We start from the raw sequence: 20,281 nt of genomic DNA, 5'->3' as shown, positions 1-20,281 counted from the left end.
TTGGTACACTATTACTAGGTTATAGCACAGAAAGGAGTGTGGGAAAAGTGTTAGAAGGTCTACCATTGGAAACGGTTTATTTTTATGCATTAGTGGGGAGCGCGGTCCTCGCTTTTTTACTAATTATTTTTGGGGATGTTTTTAATTTTGATGGACCGGTGGACCCAATGCTGATTATTCCATGGATTGCTTTTACCTCGCTGTTTGGGTACCTTGGGGAAGAATTAACAGCGGTGAATAGTTGGCTTATTTTAATTGTCAGTGGTATTCTTTCAACCATTATTGTTTTCTTCCTAAATTTTTATGTGTTGGTCCCTTTGAAAAATTCAGAGGCCACAATTTCTATTTCGGAAAAAGACATGGAGGGTCGTGTTGCTACTGTGATTACCCCAATTCCTGTCCGGGGAATGGGCGAGATTCAATTGAAGAGTGTCACAGGTTCGTTAAGTCGACCAGCAGCATTTTATGTGCCACAAGAAGTGGCTGCGCCAAGAGGTAGTGAGGTATTGATTATTGAATTGAAAGAACGGGTTTGTTATGTCATTCCTTACGAAGGCAGTCTAAAAATATAGAGTAGGAGAGAAGAAAATGGGGATTTTGTTACCGATTATTATTGCAGTTTTAGTATTATTAATGTTATTAATTGTGTTTGTTTCTAAATATCAGACAGCCAAACCTGATGAAGCGTTAATTATCAGCGGGAGCTATCTAGGCTCTAAAAATGTTCATGTAGACGAAGGTGGCAACAAAATTAAAATCGTTCGTGGCGGTGGTGCGTTTGTCTTACCAGTGTTCCAACGTTCAAATCGAATTAGTTTGCTTTCAAGTAAATTAGATGTTTCTACACCAGAAGTGTACACAGAACAAGGGGTTCCTGTGATGTGTGATGGGACATCAATCATTAAAATTGGTTCGTCAGTTGAAGAAATTGCGACAGCAGCGGAACAATTTTTAGGAAAAACAACGGAAGAATTAGAAAATGAAGCACGTGAAGTATTAGAAGGACATTTACGTTCGATTTTAGGTTCAATGACAGTGGAAGAAATTTACCAAAATCGTGATAAATTTAGCCAAAGTGTACAAGAAGTTGCCAGTGTTGACTTAGCTAAAATGGGCTTAGTTATTGTGTCGTTCACAATTAAAGAAGTTCGTGATAAAAATGGATACTTGGATTCATTAGGGAAACCAAGAATCGCTCAAGTTAAACGTGATGCAGATATTGCTGAAGCAGAAGCCTTGAAAGAAACTCGCATCAAAAAAGCGGAAGCTGAAAAAGAATCACAACAAGCGGAATTGCAACGTCAAACAGAAATTGCAGAAGCTTCAAAAGAAAAAGAATTGAAATTAGCGTTATACAAACAAGAACAAGACATTGCCAAAGCCAAAGCAGACCAAGCCTATAACTTGGAAAGCGCCCGTGCCCAACAACACGTGGTGGAACAAGAAATGGAAGTCAAAGTCGTTGAACGTCAAAAACAAATTGAGTTAGAAGAAAAAGAAATTACGCGTCGTGAAAAACAATACGACTCAGAAGTGAAGAAAAAAGCAGATGCAGATCGTTATGCACGCGAACAAGAAGCTCTTGCTCAAAAAGCACGCGAAGTGGCAGAAGCTGAAGCAGAACGCTTCAAAGTTGAAGCATTAGCAGAAGCGGAAGCCAACAAAACGCGTTTAACAGGTCAAGCGCAAGCCGAAGCTATTTTAGCTCGTGGTGCAGCGGAAGCCGAAGCCAAACAAAAGATTGCTGATGCCTTCAAAGAATATGGTGAAGCAGCTGTGTTAAGTATGGTGATGGAAATGTTGCCACAATTAATGAAAGAAGCAGCACAACCACTGGGCAACATCGACAAGATTTCAGTGGTAGATACAGGCGCAGGTGGCGAAAATTCTGGCGCCAACCGTATTACCAATTATGCAACAAACTTGTTGGCTGGTACACAAGAAACACTAAAAGAAACAACGGGCCTCGACGTGAAAGAGCTAATTGAAAACTTTTCTAAAAAAGGTACCTCAAATAGCGTGAACTATCATGCAGCAGAAGGTTCAGAAAAAGAATAGAAATCAGCCTTTAAGGAGTAGCGAATCGCATTTCGTTACTCCTTAATGCTGCGTTGAAACGATAAACGAACAATCTGACAGAGAAATAGCGGGTGCTTGTTTTGTTTCAAAGATTCTGATAACATAGAGTTCTTGGAGGGATAGAGATGTCAAAAAAGAATAAAGATATTGAAGTACGTGTTGAAGAAGAAAAAGCCCAATACAATGGAGCAAATGTTTTAATGAACAAATTATTTATTGGTAAAAAAGAAATCGGTCGTGTCATTCCGCAAAATGATAAAAAATTCATCATTGAAATTGATGGCAAGCAAGAAGGTACAGCAAAAAATCTGGACGAAGCCTTTGAAACAATTATTCGTCAATGGAATTTAAGTGAATAAAAAATAAATAACAATTTTTTTAAAAAAAGGGTTGCTTTTTTCTGGAAAAGATTGTATTATAACTAAGTCAGGTCGTTACAGCGACAATGACTTTTTGGAGGAATAGCGAAGTGGCTAAACGCGACGGACTGTAAATCCGTTCCTTAGGGTTCAGTGGTTCGAATCCACTTTCCTCCATTTTCTTTTTGGGGTATAGCCAAGCGGTAAGGCAACGGACTTTGACTCCGTCATGCGTTGGTTCGAATCCAGCTACCCCAGTTTTCAGAACATTTCTGATAGAGAGATGTTCTTTTTTTGTATAATTATATAACAAAAATGAGGTAAGATTTTCCTCATGTACAGGCTAGAAAAGTTTTCATTTATATAAGAATATGCTAAAGTATTAAGAAAGAATAGTCTGGAGTTGATAAGAATGAACTTTAAAGAAAAAATTACAGAAATGGTTGAAAATGTTTACGATTTAGCACGCGATGGTAAGTATGATGTCAAAGTTGACTTAATTCCTCGTAAAAAAGGCAACATCAAAAGTGGTGTTAAAGTCACTTCTTCAAGAAATACAGCCCACAATATCAAATGGCGTTCAAAAAACTAACTCGTCTTTAGCAGAAACACCGGAGCAGACAAAATTATTGTCTACTCCGGTGTTTTTATTTTTCTAATTCGATGCCTAAGACAGTTAAATGCCCATTACCAACTAATTTGATAACTAATTGGGCTAAGTGGTTGGGTGTCATATCCGTCTCGCTAGTAATCCACCAATGAAGGGTACCGATGAAGATAGAGGTCATGTATTCAATAACAAAATCTATCGGTACATCAATATCATTTTCGGTAATACGCAACTGCGAAAAAATCGTCGCATATTTTTCTTCGATAATTTCAGCTAAGCGTTTTCGAAAGTGTTCGTTGAAATTATTGTCCATGATAGTTAAGAAGAAAGATTTGTTCTCTTGAATGTTGATGTAGAGTTGCGTCAGAAGTTCTTCAATGTGCTTCACGCGGACACGGTTGCCATTAACCAGTTGTTGCGAATCAAGAATAGCGGTAAAAGCACTAAGCGTAAAGGTGAAGATTGCATCATATAAATGCTGTTTGTCTTTAAAATGAGCATAAAAAGTCGCACGATTAATCATAGCTTCATCAGCAATATCCTGAATCGTCACCGCTTCGTAGCCTTTCGTTTCTACAAGTTTAAAAAAAGCTTCAATAATCATTTTTCTGGTTCGTTGTACTCTAAGGTCTGTTTTCTTTGCCATCATAAATTCCTTTCGAGATAGTCAACATTCGCGGAAACTTTGTTGTTTATCTCACAAAATAGGGTAAATTGCTTGTTGCAAATCATTTAGAACCTTTCTAAAATAGGTATATCTATTATAACAAACAGTTTGTATAATAATCAACAAACTGTTGGGAAATGAAGGGGTATTTTAATTGATGGTTATGAGAGCAGGGATTGATGTTGGGTCAACGACAGTAAAATTAGTATTTTTAAATAAACAAAATCAGCCTATTTTTACAAAATATGAACGCCATTTTTCAGATGTCAAAGCAGCAACGGAGCGTATTTTAAAAGAAGGGCTATCAAGGATCGGTGCAGACCAACCTTTGACAATGAGCATAACTGGCTCTGGTGGTATGGGGCTGGCTGAGGTATTAGGGATTCCCTTTGTTCAAGAGGTTATCGCATGTACACGAACTGTTGAAACAATAATCCCAGAAACGGATGTTGCTATTGAACTTGGCGGAGAAGATGCAAAAATCACTTTTTTTGATGGTGCTTTAGAGCAACGAATGAATGGTAGTTGTGCAGGTGGGACAGGCGCCTTCATCGATCAAATGGCTGTTTTACTTAAAACGGATGCCAATGGAGTGAATGAATTGGCGAAGAATTATCAAACTATTTATCCGATTGCTTCCCGCTGTGGGGTTTTTGCCAAAACGGATGTTCAACCTTTAATCAATGAAGGAGCAGCGAAAGAAGATATCGCGGCGAGTATTTTTCAAGCGGTAGTTAATCAAACAATCGCCGGGTTAGCTGCTGGTCGCAAAATTAAAGGTAAAGTAGCATTTTTAGGGGGACCTTTATTTTTCATGTCAGAATTGAGAAAACGGTTTGTTGAAACCTTAGCAATTCAGCCAGAAGATGTTATTTTTCCAGAACAACCGCAACTGTTTGTAGCAATGGGAGCAGCACTTTATTCAGAAGATGCAGCCGAATGTACATTGGAAGAATTAATTCAGCGCTTAGTGAACAGCCAGGCTACTGATTTACAGCCGAGCGACACGTTACCACCGTTATTTAACAGCGCAGAAGATTTAGCAGATTTTCGAGAAAGACACGCGCAAGCCCAAGCAACGGAGAAACCTTTATCTCAACATACTGGCGTGGCCTTTTTAGGGATTGATGCAGGCTCAACAACGACAAAAGTCACATTGATTGATGAAGATGGTCATTTGTTGTTTTCTTTTTATGGTAATAACCAAGGGCAACCTTTAGAAACCACCATGACAGTACTGAAATCACTTTATCAACAACTGCCTGAAGAAGTTTTTATCGGAAAAACGGCTGTTACAGGATATGGAGAACAGCTAATAAAAAATGCGTTAAAAGTCGATATTGGTGAAGTTGAAACGATGGCCCATTACAAAGCAGCCAACCATTTTCAGCCAGGTGTGGATTTTATTTTGGATATCGGAGGACAAGATATGAAAGCGATGACCATTAAAAATGGCGTGCTTTCCTCGATACAATTAAATGAAGCTTGTTCTTCTGGGTGCGGTTCTTTTATCGAAACCTTTGCGCAATCTTTAAAATATAATGTGAAGGATTTTGCTTTGGCCGCTTTAGAATCGCAAGCGCCTGTTGATTTAGGTTCTCGGTGTACTGTTTTTATGAACTCAAAAGTGAAACAGGTTCAAAAAGAAGGGGCCTCTGTCGGCGATATTTCTGCTGGACTATCTTATTCAGTCATCAAAAATGCCATTTATAAAGTCATTAAGGTTCGCCGACCTGAAGAGTTGGGAGAAAAGATTGTCTGCCAGGGAGGAACATTTTACAATGAAGCGGTCTTGAGAGCTTTTGAAAAAATTAGCGGTCGTGAAGTGGTTCGTCCTTCTATTGCTGGTTTGATGGGGGCTTATGGGGCAGCGCTGATTGCTTTGGACGCTTATGAAATTGGGGAAGAAACCACGCTTCTTTCTTTAGGAGAGTTAGCGGCATTTACCTCTGAAAAGGAATTTACTCATTGCGGCTTGTGTGAAAACAATTGTCAATTAACGGTCACAGTGTTTTCGGATGGGCGCCAATTTATTACGGGAAATCGCTGTGAACGTGGTGCACGAATTAAAATTAAACGAGAAGAACGCAAAGTAAATTTGGTTGATTATAAGTACCGCAAGTTATTTAAGTACCGACCTTTGCGGGAAAATAAAGCGTTTCGTGGGCGCGTGGGTATCCCTAGAGTCCTAAACATGTATGAAAATTATCCTTTGTGGCATACATTTTTTACTGACTTAGGCTTTCGGGTTGAATTATCGCCACGTTCTAATAAACAAATCTATGAACAAGGCCTTGAAACGATTCCCAGTGATACGGTTTGTTACCCAGCGAAAATGGCGCATGGACATATTCAAGCATTAATTGATGCGCAAGTGCCAATCATCTTTTATCCTGGTGTCGTTTTTGAACAGCAAGAAACAGTGGAAGCTGATAATCATTTTAATTGTCCAATTGTGCAAAGCTACCCAGATGTCATTCGAAATAATGTGGATGCCATCAGAGAGGGCCAAGTGGATTATCGAAATCCCTATCTTAATTTAGCGAATGAAGCTGTAGTTGCCAAAGTTTTAGCTGAAAATTTTGCTGATTTAGGGATTTCCTTAGAAGAAATTCAAACAGCGCTGCATCATGGTTATCAAGAATTAGCAGCTTTTAAAAAAGAAATTCAAGAAAAAGGCGAAGAAACGTTAGCCATGTTAACTGAAAAAGGCCAGAGAGGGATTGTCTTATCGGGGCGACCGTATCACTTGGATCCAGAGATTAATCACGGCATTGCCGAAGTCATTACACAGGAAGGATTCCATGTCTTGACAGAAGACAGTATCTCGCATCTTGGAGACGTGCAGAATTTACGTGTGGTGAATCAATGGGTCTATCATTCTCGCTTATATGCGGCGGCTAAAGTAGTGGCTAAGACGAAAAATTTAGAACTTGTCCAACTGAATTCCTTTGGTTGCGGCTTAGATGCTGTGACAACCGATCAAGTAGAAGAAATCATGGATCGGTCTGGCAAAATTTATACAGTCCTCAAAATCGATGAAGGCGCGAATTTGGGTGCAATTCGTATTCGATTGCGCTCCTTGAAAGCGGCTGTCAATGAGCGGGAGAAGCAACAGTTTGTTCCGCATATGCAAATGGAAGAGCCGGAGAAAATTGTGTTTACAAAACAAATGAAAAAAACACATACTTTGCTGTTACCAATGCTTAGCCCGATTCATCAATCTGGATTAGTCGATGTAGCATTACAAGCTTCTGGCTATCATGTCGTCTGTTTGCCTGCGCAGGATAAAGAAGCCGTGAATGTCGGGTTAAAATATGTCAATAATGATGCGTGTTACCCAGCAATTATTTCTATCGGACAACTAGTTGAAGCTTTGGAAAGTGGTCAATATGATTTGGATAATGTCAGTGTCTTAATGACGCAAACAGGGGGCGGTTGTCGCGCAACGAATTACATTCCCTTATTACGAAAAGCCTTAAATGATGCCGGTTTTTCTCAAGTTCCTGTAGTTTCAGTTTCGATGGGCAATAAAGGAGTCGAATCCAATCCAGGATTTAAATTTACGTTGCCAATGATCAAACGCTTAGTAGTTGCCTTTTTATATGGTGACTTATTCGAACGAGTAGTTTATCGAACAAGACCTTATGAAACAGAAAAAGGAATGGTGGATCAACTACACCAAGATTGGCTAAAAAGAGTGGAAGCCAATGTCCGGAATGGTTCGCTGACACAATTTAATCACTTCATGAAAAAAATTATTCGGACGTTTGATGAAATTCCTTTACAAGAGATAAAAAAACCAAAAGTCGGTGTGGTCGGGGAAATTTTAGTGAAATATTCGCCGACAGCGAATAATGATATTGTGCGTTTGTTAGAAGAAGAAGGTGCTGAAGCAGTTGTGCCAGATATTGTTGGCTTTATGAACTATTCATTGTACAATCAAATTTGGAAATACGAAAATATGGGCATGTCAAAACAAAGCAAACGTTTAGCAGAATTTGCGATAAAAATCATTGAATTGGTAGAAAAACCAATGGATAAGGCATTGAGAAAGTCGGTCCGTTTTGATGGCATTCATTCCATTTATGATATGGCAGCAGATGCAAGTAAAATTTTATCAATTGGCAATCATACGGGTGAAGGTTGGTTTTTAACAGCTGAAATGATTGAGCTCTTAAAACATGAGGTGAATAACATCGTTTGTATGCAGCCGTTTGGATGTTTACCAAACCATATTGTTGGAAAAGGGGTCGTGAAAGAGCTACGACGTCAATATCCGCAAGCAAACATTGCGGCGGTGGATTATGATCCAGGGGTATCTTTGGTCAATCAGTTGAACCGAATCCGTTTGATGATGGCCACAGCGAACAAGTTGTTGAAAGAAGGAAATGTAAAAAGATAATAACTAATAGAAATTCGTTTAAAAACATTTGACTTGGTCACTTTTTACTGACTAAGCCAAATGTTTTTGTTATAAAAAGAAAGCATGCAACTAGACCAACTTTGATAAAAATTCCAATTCCTCTTTTATTTATCATTTTTTGGTTGTTTACACGGTCTATACCAGTTATAATAGAAGAGGAGATGAACGAAGAGGAGGAAGCGTAAATGGTTCAAAATATACCAATTTATATTCAAATTCACGATAAAATCAAAGAAGATATTGAAAAAGGTGTCTGGAGTATCGGGGATCGTTTGCCCTCTGAGCGAGAATTAGCCTTGAAATTTGATGTTAGTCGAATGACCTTACGCCAAGCCATTCAGACTTTAGCAGACGAAGGGATTTTAGAACGAAAAATTGGTTCAGGAACGTATGTAGCACGTAAGAAAGTTCAAGAAACAATGACAGGTACCACTAGTTTTACAGAAATTACCTTGTCTCAAAATCGCGTTCCTTCTAGTCGGACGGTGTCTTATTTTGTAGCGAAACCTAGTTCTAGTGAGATGGAAAAATTACAACTAGGTCCAGAAGATTCAATTTTACGAATGGAAAGAATTCGTTTTGCGGATGACATTCCGATTTGTTTTGAGGTGGCGAGCATTCCTTATTCATTGGTCTCGCAATATGGCAAATCTGAAATCACGAACTCTTTTTATAAAACACTTGAAGCTAAATCTGGCCACAAAATTGGCCACTCTAACCAAACAATCTCTGCTGTTCAAGCATCGGAACAGATCGCAGAATATTTAGAGATTAAACGAGGCGATGCGATTCTGCGTGTGCGCCAAGTATCCTATTTTGAAAACGGACTACCTTTTGAATATGTTCGTACGCAGTATGCAGGAAGTCGATTTGAGTTTTATTTAGAGAAGTAGATAAAAAGAATGAATAAAAGATAGGAAAACTTATCACATTGATAAGTTTTCCTATCTTTTAATTTTTTTTGCTAAAGAAATAAGTTGTTTTTTTAATAAAATACATGTTTACTTGTTAATTTATCTGACGTTAAAAAATAACAATTTAACAGAATTTATTTATTTTTTTAAATTTTATTTAAATATTTTTTGAATAATTTTTATTTATCAGTTATTTTTGTTTTTATTTTGATAAATATTGATTTGGATGGTTTTGTAATGTTGTTTTTAAGAGTTTTTATTTGTTTATTTTATTGTTATAATTATTTTTATGCGAATACGTATATTTTTAAATAGTTGTTGACTATATTTTTTATATATAGTTATAATATTTGTAACAGGTAATAAAACTATAAAAAATGTGGAGGGATTACTTATGGCAGGATCAATTGCTGTAACACCAGAACAACTGAAATCACAAGCGAAAGTATATTCGCAAGCATCGTCTCAAATTCAAGATGCAATTCGTAAAGTGAATTCAATGAACCAACAAATTTCACAACAATGGAAAGGGCAAGCATTTCAAGCGTATCTGGAACAGTACAATCAATTGGAAGGTAATGTCAAACAGATGGAAGAATTATTGATTAGTATTAATCAACAATTAAACAAATATGCAGACACTGTCGCAGAACGTGACCGTCAAGATGCAGGATCATTTGGCTTTTAATTGATCAAAGATTGAAGCGCTAGCGCAATGAATTGCACTAGCGCTTTTTCTAAAGGAGAGAAGATAATGGAAGGGAAAATAAAAAAAGGTATCCCTTTTGCCTTAGCAATTGGAGCAACTTTCTTGTTATTACTTTTTTTCATTCATTTAGGGTTTAAAGATGAGAGCGTGACTCGAAGTAGCAAAGATCAGACAACAAAGATGCAGTACGCATTAGTTAATGAAGATAAAGGCGCAAGTTTTGAAGGAAAACGTTATGCATTAGGTTCTGATTTTGTCACATTAATTAACAAAGATACAGCTAATCGATGGGAAACAACGACTCGGAATATCGCAACATCTGGGGTTGAAAATGGACAATTCGATGCTCAAATTATTATTCCGCAAGATTTTTCGGAGAAATTATTGTCACTACAAGCTGTTAGTCCAGAGCAGGCTTCTGTTGAATACCAAGTGCGAGACGGACAAAATGAATTGACCAATCAAGCAATTCAAGACAAAGTAAATACTATTTTGAAAGATTTTAACCAACGCGTAATTCAGATGTATTTTTCCAGTATTGTTGGAAATTTAGTTATCGCACAACAAAACGTTAACCAAATTACTGATACGCAGTTGCTGTATCAAAATCAATTAGAAGAAACAATTCAGCAACCATTTAAAGAAATTCCCATGAATTATACGACAGTATTAAGTACGGCTAGTATTTTAGATGAGGACAATAAATTATTTACAAACGAGCAAGAAGCGTTTGTAAAATCAGTACAAACCTTATTAGAAAGCAACAATCGGAGCTTAGAATCAACTAGTAAGACAACGGAAGATACGAAAAAATCAGTGGACGAGTATTCGAAAGAAGCAAATGAAAAAATAAAAAAATCAATTGCACAATTTAATGAACAGTTTGAGAGACAAAAACAAGAATTGACTAATCAATGGGAAAGTGACACGACAGTATACAAACAACAATTCGATCAACTAAATGGAATGGTAATCAATCAGTTTAGCTCCTTCTACACACCAAGTGAACAAGGAAGCTCAGGGATTTATGCTGACTTTTTATCAGAATCTAAATTATTTCAAGAAACACAAAGCAATCGCATTGGCGAACTACAAAAAGAAATCGCAGAACTACATATGCAAGTAGAACAATTAACTGCGTTAAAAAAGCAAATTGCGGCTACATATTATAATGATCTTGAAGCAACACCTGAGATAGCAACAGACACTCAAATTAAGCAAGCGATTATTCAGTTAATTACGAACGAAAAAGAAAATATACCTAACTTAGATAAAAATTATCAGGAAAGATTGGAAGAATCACTAAGTGAAATTTCTTTTGTAAGTTTAGAAAGACTCGTTAGTGAATTAGAAATGAATAATAGGATTTCAGTTGAACAAGGCAATCTTTTCCGTGATGAGTTACAAATTATTCAGCGATGTGCAGAACAACATGAACTTGATTTCACCAATTCAAGCCGCTTTATGTATTTGGAACCTAAACAACTTCATGAAGATACTATAGCGATTCCACAAGAAAAAGTAACTTTTTCACTAGCGACAAATCAAGAGTCGGTTATTTCATTACGACAAACCAATACACAAAATGGCGAATTGTCATTTCTTTTAGATGATTCAAAAGTTCAAACAATTAAAACATCTTTGAATCAGCAGTTAGCAGGTACAGGTTACAGCATTGATATTTCAGCAATTACCCCAACACAGCTAACAATTACCAAACCAGTCAAAATACAAGCTGAGATTCCTGAGAATGATGAAGTGGACGAAGAAAATACGCAAGAAGAGTTGGCAGAAGAATCCGAAGATGAATCTGAAAAAGTAACTGAGCCAGTAAATGATTTGCTCTCACTTCCAGAAAAACTTTCCTTAACGATTGACTTACCAATGTCTTGGCAACTGACACCAGAACAACAAAAAACAGCATTTAATCAGATTGATTATTCTTGGTGGGTAAATAATGAGCTTCAAAATGCACGTTCGTTCGCTGTGTATATTGCAATGGACCAACCATTAGTAACCGATATTCCTGAAATCATGAAGCAATTTCAACTTTTAGATACTGTATCACAACAAATTGTGACTTTATATGGTACGCCTAATCAAAGTCTATCTATTCAAGAGTATGCAGCAATGTTAACCGCTCCTGAAAATCAGGATAAAACAATTGAAGAGTTAGCAGGTGAGACATCCATTTACTGGATGTACGACAATATCACTGAAAACGAGCAAACCATGATGATTACAGATAAATTATTAGACGAATATAAAAAAACAGGAAATCAATTATATCGAGAAACAGATGAACAAATTAATCAATTAAAACAATTAATTGGTACTGAGACAGATCAAAATACAGACGGACGACCTACAACACTTTACGGAACATTAAATTTAATGACGGTCCCTGAAAAATTATTACGAGAAGCGGAGAAATTAAATACATGGTTTGATGAAGCAACAAAACAAGTCAATGCGACATATGCTACTTGGCAAGAAGCTGGAAAAGTGGGAGCTACTTCTGTAATTGATGAAAGAAATCCACATCCAGAAGAAAATCAAACCAGCACTTTAGATGTAGAAACAGAAAATTTAGTTAAAATGATGCAAACGTTAATGCAAACAACGAAAGAAACTAGTCTAACAACAGCTGATTCAGCAGCCAAAGTCAAAGATGTTGCTCAGACTATCAAAGAATTGAAAGCCTCAACAACCAAAGTTCAAGATCATGCGCAAAATATCTTAGCAAACTTAAATGATTCAATTGATGAGTCAAAGAAAACAACCAAAGAAAATGAAGAGTATGCCAAAACATTTGAAAAAGTATTGGCTAATACAAGAGACGGCGGTGCTGATAATCCACGGGTATTTAGTTTCCTTGCGAGCCCAATTCAAGGAGAAGGGATCTTTGGCGAAACCCGACAAGTCTCTTTAATTCCCTATTACGCTACCTTGATTGTTAGTATTTTAACATTCGTTATTGCGCTAACTTTCCAAGGCTTTATGAAGAAAAGAACAGTTACTGTAGCGGATGCGTTGGTTGAACCAACCAGAGTTTGGCAAAATATACCAAATCTGTTATTACTCTTGATTACGGTTATTTTGTTTGGGAGTGTCTTTTCACTTCTACTGGTGTTCAATGTATCTCAAATAAATCGATTCGCTTGGTTTAGCTATAGTTTCTTAGTATTTGCTAGCGGTTCACTTTTGGTTTGTGCTTGTTTACGCCAATTTAAAAAACTTACTTTATATATTTATGGAGCTATGCTGGGGTTATTTTTCATGTTGACACCTTTATTAGGCATTGCAACAAAGGTAGGCTCATTAAGCAATTGGCTCTATCGTTTATCGCCGCTTCAAAATATCCAAAATGGCTTTACTGCTTTAGTAAATGGGATACAAATTAGTTGGGTTAGTTACCTTATTTTAATCGTTTTACTTGTTTTAGGTGTTGTCCTTAACTTGTTTGTACGACCGGAGGAATAGCCATGAGAAAATTAATAAAAATAGTGATTGTTTTAAGTGTTAATATGCTCTATTTGTCATTGTCATCAACAAAAACAAAAGCAGAAGAAGTAGGCGCTTTAAAAATAAATAATCAAGTGATCTACCAAGACAATCAGCAGAAAAAAAACGTAGAAGTGAATTTCATTATTCCAGATTTGTTTTTGCCGATAAAAGAAGAGAAAGAAAAAGAAGTCAATCAAAGTAAAGCGAGGGTTGTCAACGAAGCAAAAAATGATGTATTTAGGACAGAACAGAATGCAAAAACATTAGCAGTTGATAAAAAGGTAAGGCCTTTTCTGTTCAAAGAGACGGCAACGGTCACTTCTCCTGAAAGCGTTGAATCTCTTGAGGTTCACCGAGAAATATCCATAAACTTTTGGTTGTACAGTGGTATTTTTTTAGGAAGTATAGTTATTTTATTCGTTGGTGTTTTTCTAGGAAACCGTTTTTCATATCATCGTGCACAAAGCGGAAATTAAGGAGTGAAAGAAACATGAACAAAAGAACATCGATTGGTATCGGCTTACATGTGTCGAATCAAATTATTGATTTGCAAATCCCTAATCAGGTATCAGTTGCACGTTTAAAAGAATTGTTACTCGAATCGTTTGAGCTGTTGCCAAACCGTTTGCCAGCATCATTTGAATTGGTTGTTTTGAATAAACCAATTCATTTAGCTGATAATCAATTAATTGCAGATTATCCATTAGGGAATGGCGACCAACTAGTAGTAAAAGAAATTATAAAGGAGACACATGGATGAGCGAGTTAAAGGATATTTCAGAGACAATTACGTTAGAAGCAACAAAAGAATATGTTCAAGTGACATTACAAGCAAATCAATATCAGTTAGAAAGACTAGAACAGTTTCAACAATTTTTAAAATCAAGTCGTGGATTTTTATCGGGAAAAATAATACAAGCAACGGAAGAAGCGTTAGTGATTCAATACCATAAGGATCAATATATGCAATCCATTTTACAAGCGATAAAAAAAATGGATCAATATGAGCGATTATTGTTAGCGCAAAGAGTTCATTATTTGGTTGATTTCTTAGGTACGCCGGTCCAACCCTTTATTCATCCAGAAAACATCTATATCTTGGGAGAAGAATTATTAATTGCTCATCGTGGTTTTATGCAGGTCATTGTGCCTTATTCAGCAGATGAAAGAGAATTTTTTAAACAATATCGAGCGCTGATTTTAGCAATCTTACATCCAAAGTATGAGTATGAACAATTGATTCAAGGGAATGGCACCCTGAAAGATACGCTATCTAAACAATTACAAGAGGTGAAAACAATCAATGAAATTGAGCAAATCATTGGTGAACAAATCATTCGTCAAAAAGCCAAGCGTGAAGCAGAAACCAAATTAGTGAGTAAAAAAAGTTATTTAACCTTTAAATGGGCCAGCTTAGTGTTATTGGCTTTAACGCTACTTTTTGCTACTACAACAGGGATTTATGTCTTAAAAAAATTACCAGCCCAAGAGCGAGTGAGTTTGGCAGAAGCGCAGTATATTTCTAATGACTATGCAAGTGTTACGAAAACATTAAAAGAAGATACACCAGAAGAATTACCGATAGGAGCTAAGTATGTTGCTGCTGTTAGTTCTGTCCAACTAGATAATTTATCAAATGAACAAAAAACAGCAATTTTAAATAATTTATCTCAAAAATCTAGTGAAAATACCTTACTTTATTGGATTTATATTGGCAAAGGAGACTTTGAAAAATCATTAGATATTGCCCAAAATTTAGGCGATAACCAATATATATTACATGCCTATACAAAATTATATGATGCAACCAAAGCCAATAACAAAATGAACGGCGAGAAAAAACAAGCATTGTTAACAAAATATGAAGAAGCAATTGATAAATACATGAAAATCTTGGGAGGAAAAACGGATGACAACGAAAATCAATAAAAAATTGGTCTCTGTGAATGATCAAATTCATACATCTAGCATGATTTATTTTGACATTTTTTATTTTGGTCCCCAACTTCTTCACCGTCAAATTACGGCTAAAAACCCAAGTGTTTCAATCAATCAACAATTATTTTTTTACGAAAATGAAGAATTATTCTGTAATGGTGAAACCTTTGATTCTGCTGAAAATTTTTCTGTTTTTCCCCACGAAGAATTGATTACTGTCACCACCAATAAACCGCAGAAAGATTTTTTAATTGCCTCTGCCAAAAATGCTGCGATTTCATTAGAAACAGATGCCATCATTAATATTACACTAACATCAGAAACTGGAGAATATACAGCAACGATTTATCCCGGAGAAGATACGATTTACTACAATCATTATTTAGTTGAAAAAGGAAGCTATGCTTTTGCAGTCGGTGATCAATTAGTTGTCAATGGCTTAATCATTGAAGTTCGGGAAAAACAATTAAAGTTAACAAGTCTAGGAGCTACATATTCCCTGAATCCTTGGCAAATTGTAGAAGAGGAGGTTATTCCAGAATATCCTGTCGATTTCCCGTCATTTCGACGAAGTCCACGGATTCACTTGAAGGAGCCAAAAAAACAAATAGAAATTGCTGCCCCAAAAGCCAAGCAAACAGAAGGTAAAAATGAACTGTTACGGACGATTGTCCCACCTTTAGGAATGGTCGTTTTGAGTGGCGCAACAAGCTTTTTAAGTGGGGGCAATCCAATTATGATGCTTAGTATGGGCGGAGCGAGTTTATTGACGGCTGGTTTTTCAGTCTCTAGTTATTTCACCAATAAAAAAGAAACAAAGCAAAAGAATATCGAACGGACAAATAGCTACGAACAATATTTAATACAAGAGAAAGCTCATTTAAGTATCTTGCAACAAGAACAAAAAGAGGCCTTGGAATATATGAATCCTGCCATGAACGAATTAGCCTTAATGACAAAAGAGTATCATGCGCGAATATATGAACGCATGATGACTAATGAAGATTTTTTGACAGTTCGCTTAGGGGTTGGTGAAATTTCTTCAAGTTTTACGACAAATTATCAGTCAACGGAAGATGATTCACTAAGTCAAGAAGCTGAAGAACAATTAGTATGGCCATATAAACAATTAGAAAAGGCGCCGATTGTTGTACCACTAATGGGACAAACCTTAGGATTGGCGGGAACACCTGCTGTTTTAAGGACAGCCATTCAAACGTTGTTATTTCAAGTGTCTGTTTTACATTCCTATCGTGACGTAGAGTTTGTTACTTTAGTACCAGAGGAAGATTATCAGAAAGATTGGCATTCTTGGCGTTGGTTGCCACACGTCAAAATCCGCAGCCTGAATTTGCGTGGGATTGTTCATGATCCTCAAACAAGGGATATGGTTTTAAATTCTTTCTATCAAATGATTACGAAACGTCGTCAACAAGTGCGCGAAGCCGGCAATGAAAAAGTTCACTTTCAACCACAGTATATTCTGTCGATTTTAGAGGAAAGCTGGTTGTCAGGGCATGGCTTAAATGAATTTTTAGCTGAAGATATGAGTCAATATGGTGTGACAGTTATTTGGGGAAAAGATGCTTTAAATATGTTACCAGAAACGACAACTACACTGATTGAGTATCAAAGTAGTGAAGCGGCGACTTTAATCAATCAAAATAATAAATATGTGAACCAAAACTTCGTTCCTAATCATTTACCGACTGCTTATCCGCTTGCTTATGCGATTCAGCGCTTGGCGAATTTGCAGCATGTGGAAGTGGAGAAGAATGCGGTGCCAGAAAGTCTGAGTTTACTTGAGCAATACGAAGTAACAAGGATTGAAGAATTAACTATCGATCAACGTTGGTTGAATGCGCAGCCAAATAAATCAATTCGTTCACTAATTGGCTGGCGTGGTAAATCAGATTATGTCTATTGGGACTTACACGAACGTTTGCATGGGCCTCATGCACTTGTTGGAGGGACCACAGGCTCAGGAAAATCAGAATTTTTAACAACTTATCTAATTGGCTTAGCGATTAATTTTTCTCCTGAAGATATCGGCATGTTGATTATTGATTGGAAAGGTGGCGGAATAGCCAATACATTAGATAAGCTACCGCATTTTATGGGCGCTATTACCAATTTAGACGGAGCCGGAACAGCTAGAGCCTTAGCCAGTATCAAAGCAGAATTGGATAAACGTCAACGAGAATTCGCCAAATATGGTGTGAATAATATCAACGGATATATGAGTTTATACAAACAACGACACGAACCGAAATCTGATATTATCTATCCTACTAAACCATTGCCTCATTTAATTTTGGTTTCTGATGAATTTGCGGAATTAAAAGCGAATGTTCCAGAATTTTTAGATGAGCTAACTTCGGTGGCGCGGATTGGCCGTTCATTGGGTGTTCATTTAATTTTGGCGACACAAAAACCAAGTGGTGTGGTAAATGATCAAATTGAAGCCAATAGTACCAGCAAAATTGCTTTGAAAATGGCTAGTGTCCAAGATTCTAATGAATTATTAAAAACACCAGATGCAGCTCAAATTACCAATCCTGGTCGGGGGTATTTAAAAGTTGGGGAAAATGAAGTTTATGAAATGTTCCAAAGTGGTTATGCGGGGATTCCTTACGATCCTGACCAAGTGATGGAAGAAGTGGTGGATGAACGGATTTATAGGATCAATGATTTAGGCCAAACTGAATTGCTTTATGATCCAGGTGAAGAAGTGGTTCAAGGCAAAGATAAGAGCGACTTACCAACCCAATTGGAAGCTGTTATTACTACGATTGGCGAAATTTTTGAACAATCAACACTGACGATTCCAGATAAACCGTGGTTACCTAATCTTGAAGAAAAAATAGCAACACCAAGTATTGGAAAATCAAATGATCGTAGCCTTAAAGTACCAATAGGCTTACTTGATATTCCTGCAAAGCAAGCTCAAGAAGTCTATGAATATGATTTGGAGAAGTCCAGCCATACAGCAATTTTTGCGAGTCCAGGATATGGGAAATCGACGATTTTACAAACCCTTACGTTGAATATCGCCTCTAAAAATACACCAGAGCAAGTACATTTTAATTTATTAGACTTTGGGAATAACGGGCTGCTTCCGTTGAAAGATTTGCCCCATGTGGCAGACATTGTGACGTTAGAAGAAGACGAAAAATTGCAAAAAATGTTGGATCGAGTTAGCCAATTACTAGCGCAAAGAAAGCAGCTATTTAAAGAAACTGGTGTAGCTAGTCTAATCCAGTATGAAGCGAAAACGCAGCAAAAATTACCAATTATTATTAATTTGCTAGATAGCTATGATGGTTTAAGTTTAGAAGATCAACGGAAAGACGGGATTGACGAGCTACTTTTACAACTCTTAAGAGATGGTGCTAGTCTTGGCGTTTACTTAATTTTTACTGCGAGCCGTTCTGGCAGTATTCGGATGAATATGATGAGTAATATCGCAACTAAAGTCGTTCTTTATTTAAATGACGAAAGTGAAATAGGTAGCTTGTTAGGTAGAGATGCTTTAATGGCTCAAGCAATCAGCGGACGTGGGCAAGTCATGTTGGATACGCCAACGGCGATTCAATTTTACTTGCCAACAGAGGGTGAAAATAGTGCAGAATTATTAGAAAATTTAGAAACCAAAGTGGCTACGATGAATCATGACTGGGTGGGAATTCGTCCTGAAAGAATTCCAATGGTTCCTGAAAAATTATCACATGAACAATTCCAACAATTTGTACCAGAAAAAGAATTGAATCAGTTATATTTGGGATTAAACAAATTAAGTGCTGAACCAGAAACGTTACCCTTATTCCAAAGAAAAACGCTAGGTATTTTTCCAGAATCTACTAAACAATCCCAACTAATCTTTCCATGGTTTATGCAGCAAATCAGTGAATTAACTGTCAATTATGAAGTTGTCTTGATTGATGTAGCGGGGAACTTAGAAGAATGGTCTGAAAAAGTATCCCTTTATATTCAACGAACACAAGTAGTACAACAGAACGTGGAGTTGAAAGAAGCGTTAGAAGCAATGTTAATTGATGAAACGACACAACGAATTGTGATTATTAATGGCTTGGCAGACTTGGTCGATAAATTATCATTGGATATTGATAGTCTGGCTTATATAACAAATAGTCCTATCGGCAAACTACAGTTAATTTTATTAGATACTTCAACAAAGCTTACATCTACTTACAGTAGTTTTATTTCGACAATCAAAGAAAACACAGAACAAGTTCTTTTCGGAGGAACATTGCAAAATCAATCATTTGTTGAAAATGTTCCTTATGATCAGCAAAATCTTCCTGTCCCTAAAAATGTGTTACATCGCTTAAAAGAAGAAGTATTAGATAAAATTGTTGTGCCAATGGAGGTGAACAAATGAGTGAAGATTTAACTACCCCTTTTTTACCATTGGGGAGTGTGTTGAAGTTAAAAGATACAACCAATGATACATTATATTATTTCATTGTTGCTCGAGCGATTGCCAAAAATGGTAACGGAGAAATTGTTTCTCGTTATAAAGTTGCACCACATCCTTTTGGGGATATACCAACACAAGAAGTCTTTTCAATTGAAGTAGAGCAAATTATAGAGGTTTTGTTTGAAGGTTTTTCTGATAAAACGGATGAAGAGTTTTTGGAAAATTTACTTTCACAAATGAACGGGAGTGCAGAATCGTTTCCAAAGGATTCTGAACCGGAGGTTGAAAAAAGTAGTGAACTAGAAAAAACGGAAATGGAAACAAATGGAGACCCATTTTATTATTTTAGAAAAGGAGGAGAGGACTAGATGGGAAAGATTGCCTCAAATCAAGGAGCCGCACAAGCGGCGGTTTCTGGGATTAGTAATGTATCGGTGAGTGGAGGCGCTAAATGTCAATTAGGAAAGAGTAATCTTTCTGGTATGAAAAAAGGTGCGCAAGTCAGTAATCAGCTTGTAGCCAACGTATCAAAGATGGTGGAATGTGTAAATAATCAAGCAAGTAAGTTTCCTAAATTAGCCGCAGTCATCGCAGCACGTGATAGCAGGACAAGATTTAAATAAGAGGATTA

Annotated in this window: 15 protein-coding genes and 2 tRNA genes; 16 read left to right on the top strand and 1 reads right to left on the bottom strand. The window is 36.8% G+C overall.

Annotated elements, in window-relative coordinates:
• Positions 1-38 precede the first annotated feature (38 nt).
• From IGK86_RS08855 to IGK86_RS08830, 6 genes are all read left to right on the top strand, one after another.
• On the top strand, positions 39-572 hold the full coding sequence (locus tag IGK86_RS08855; protein WP_002357809.1) for a hypothetical protein: 534 nt from the start codon (positions 39-41) through the stop codon (positions 570-572).
• A gap of 16 nt (positions 573-588) precedes the next feature.
• On the top strand, positions 589-2,058 hold the full coding sequence (locus IGK86_RS08850; RefSeq protein WP_002365565.1) for a flotillin family protein: 1,470 nt from the start codon (positions 589-591) through the stop codon (positions 2,056-2,058).
• A 146-nt stretch (positions 2,059-2,204) separates the two neighbouring features.
• The gene (locus tag IGK86_RS08845) at positions 2,205-2,438 is read left to right on the top strand and encodes a DUF2969 domain-containing protein (protein ID WP_002357806.1); all 234 of its coding nucleotides are present in this window, start codon (positions 2,205-2,207) and stop codon (positions 2,436-2,438) included.
• Positions 2,439-2,534: 96 nt separating this feature from the next.
• A tRNA-Tyr gene (locus tag IGK86_RS08840) sits at positions 2,535-2,615 on the top strand.
• 9 nt (positions 2,616-2,624) lie between these two features.
• A tRNA-Gln gene (locus tag IGK86_RS08835) sits at positions 2,625-2,696 on the top strand.
• A 154-nt stretch (positions 2,697-2,850) separates the two neighbouring features.
• Positions 2,851-3,030 carry a hypothetical protein gene (locus IGK86_RS08830; protein ID WP_002357804.1) on the top strand — a complete coding sequence of 60 codons (180 nt, stop codon included), beginning with the start codon at positions 2,851-2,853 and terminating at the stop codon, positions 3,028-3,030.
• 55 nt (positions 3,031-3,085) lie between these two features.
• Here the strand turns inward: IGK86_RS08830 and IGK86_RS08825 are convergent, their stop codons facing one another.
• On the bottom strand, positions 3,086-3,697 hold the full coding sequence (locus IGK86_RS08825) for a TetR/AcrR family transcriptional regulator (RefSeq protein ID WP_002357803.1): 612 nt from the start codon (positions 3,695-3,697) through the stop codon (positions 3,086-3,088).
• A 175-nt stretch (positions 3,698-3,872) separates the two neighbouring features.
• On the opposite strand from IGK86_RS08825, the gene IGK86_RS08820 reads away from it, so the two are divergent.
• From IGK86_RS08820 to IGK86_RS08775, 10 genes are all read left to right on the top strand, one after another.
• The gene (locus tag IGK86_RS08820) at positions 3,873-8,120 is read left to right on the top strand and encodes a 2-hydroxyacyl-CoA dehydratase (protein ID WP_104877086.1); all 4,248 of its coding nucleotides are present in this window, start codon (positions 3,873-3,875) and stop codon (positions 8,118-8,120) included.
• Between the two features lie 206 nt (positions 8,121-8,326).
• Positions 8,327-9,034 (top strand): GntR family transcriptional regulator, encoded by a 708-nt coding sequence (locus IGK86_RS08815; protein ID WP_002357800.1) that lies wholly within the window; start codon positions 8,327-8,329, stop codon positions 9,032-9,034.
• Between the two features lie 415 nt (positions 9,035-9,449).
• Positions 9,450-9,743: a WXG100 family type VII secretion target gene (locus tag IGK86_RS08810; protein WP_002357798.1), complete on the top strand. Its 294-nt coding sequence runs from the start codon at positions 9,450-9,452 to the stop codon at positions 9,741-9,743.
• 27 nt (positions 9,744-9,770) lie between these two features.
• Complete coding sequence (gene esaA, locus IGK86_RS08805; RefSeq protein WP_438742336.1) at positions 9,771-13,247, top strand: type VII secretion protein EsaA; 3,477 nt, start codon at positions 9,771-9,773, stop codon at positions 13,245-13,247.
• A gap of 2 nt (positions 13,248-13,249) precedes the next feature.
• On the top strand, positions 13,250-13,747 hold the full coding sequence (locus tag IGK86_RS08800; protein WP_016617250.1) for a hypothetical protein: 498 nt from the start codon (positions 13,250-13,252) through the stop codon (positions 13,745-13,747).
• A gap of 14 nt (positions 13,748-13,761) precedes the next feature.
• Entirely contained in the window at positions 13,762-14,031 is a 270-nt protein-coding gene (locus IGK86_RS08795) for an EsaB/YukD family protein (RefSeq protein WP_010712367.1), read from the top strand.
• Positions 14,028-15,200 carry a type VII secretion protein EssB gene (essB, locus tag IGK86_RS08790; protein WP_016617251.1) on the top strand — a complete coding sequence of 391 codons (1,173 nt, stop codon included), beginning with the start codon at positions 14,028-14,030 and terminating at the stop codon, positions 15,198-15,200. Before IGK86_RS08795 ends, essB begins: the two co-directional genes overlap by 4 nt.
• Entirely contained in the window at positions 15,181-19,611 is a 4,431-nt protein-coding gene (gene essC, locus IGK86_RS08785; RefSeq protein WP_016617252.1) for a type VII secretion protein EssC, read from the top strand. Before essB ends, essC begins: the two co-directional genes overlap by 20 nt.
• The gene (locus IGK86_RS08780) at positions 19,608-20,018 is read left to right on the top strand and encodes a DUF4176 domain-containing protein (protein WP_016617253.1); all 411 of its coding nucleotides are present in this window, start codon (positions 19,608-19,610) and stop codon (positions 20,016-20,018) included. Before essC ends, IGK86_RS08780 begins: the two co-directional genes overlap by 4 nt.
• On the top strand, positions 20,019-20,273 hold the full coding sequence (locus tag IGK86_RS08775; protein ID WP_002394400.1) for a hypothetical protein: 255 nt from the start codon (positions 20,019-20,021) through the stop codon (positions 20,271-20,273).
• The last annotated feature ends 8 nt before the right edge of the window (positions 20,274-20,281 follow it).

The organism is Enterococcus sp. DIV1206 (assembly GCF_051712485.1).
Taxonomy (GTDB): domain Bacteria; phylum Bacillota; class Bacilli; order Lactobacillales; family Enterococcaceae; genus Enterococcus; species Enterococcus faecalis.
The sequence above is the reverse complement of the archived record's forward strand: the minus strand, read 5'-3'. Positions and strand labels throughout refer to the sequence as shown.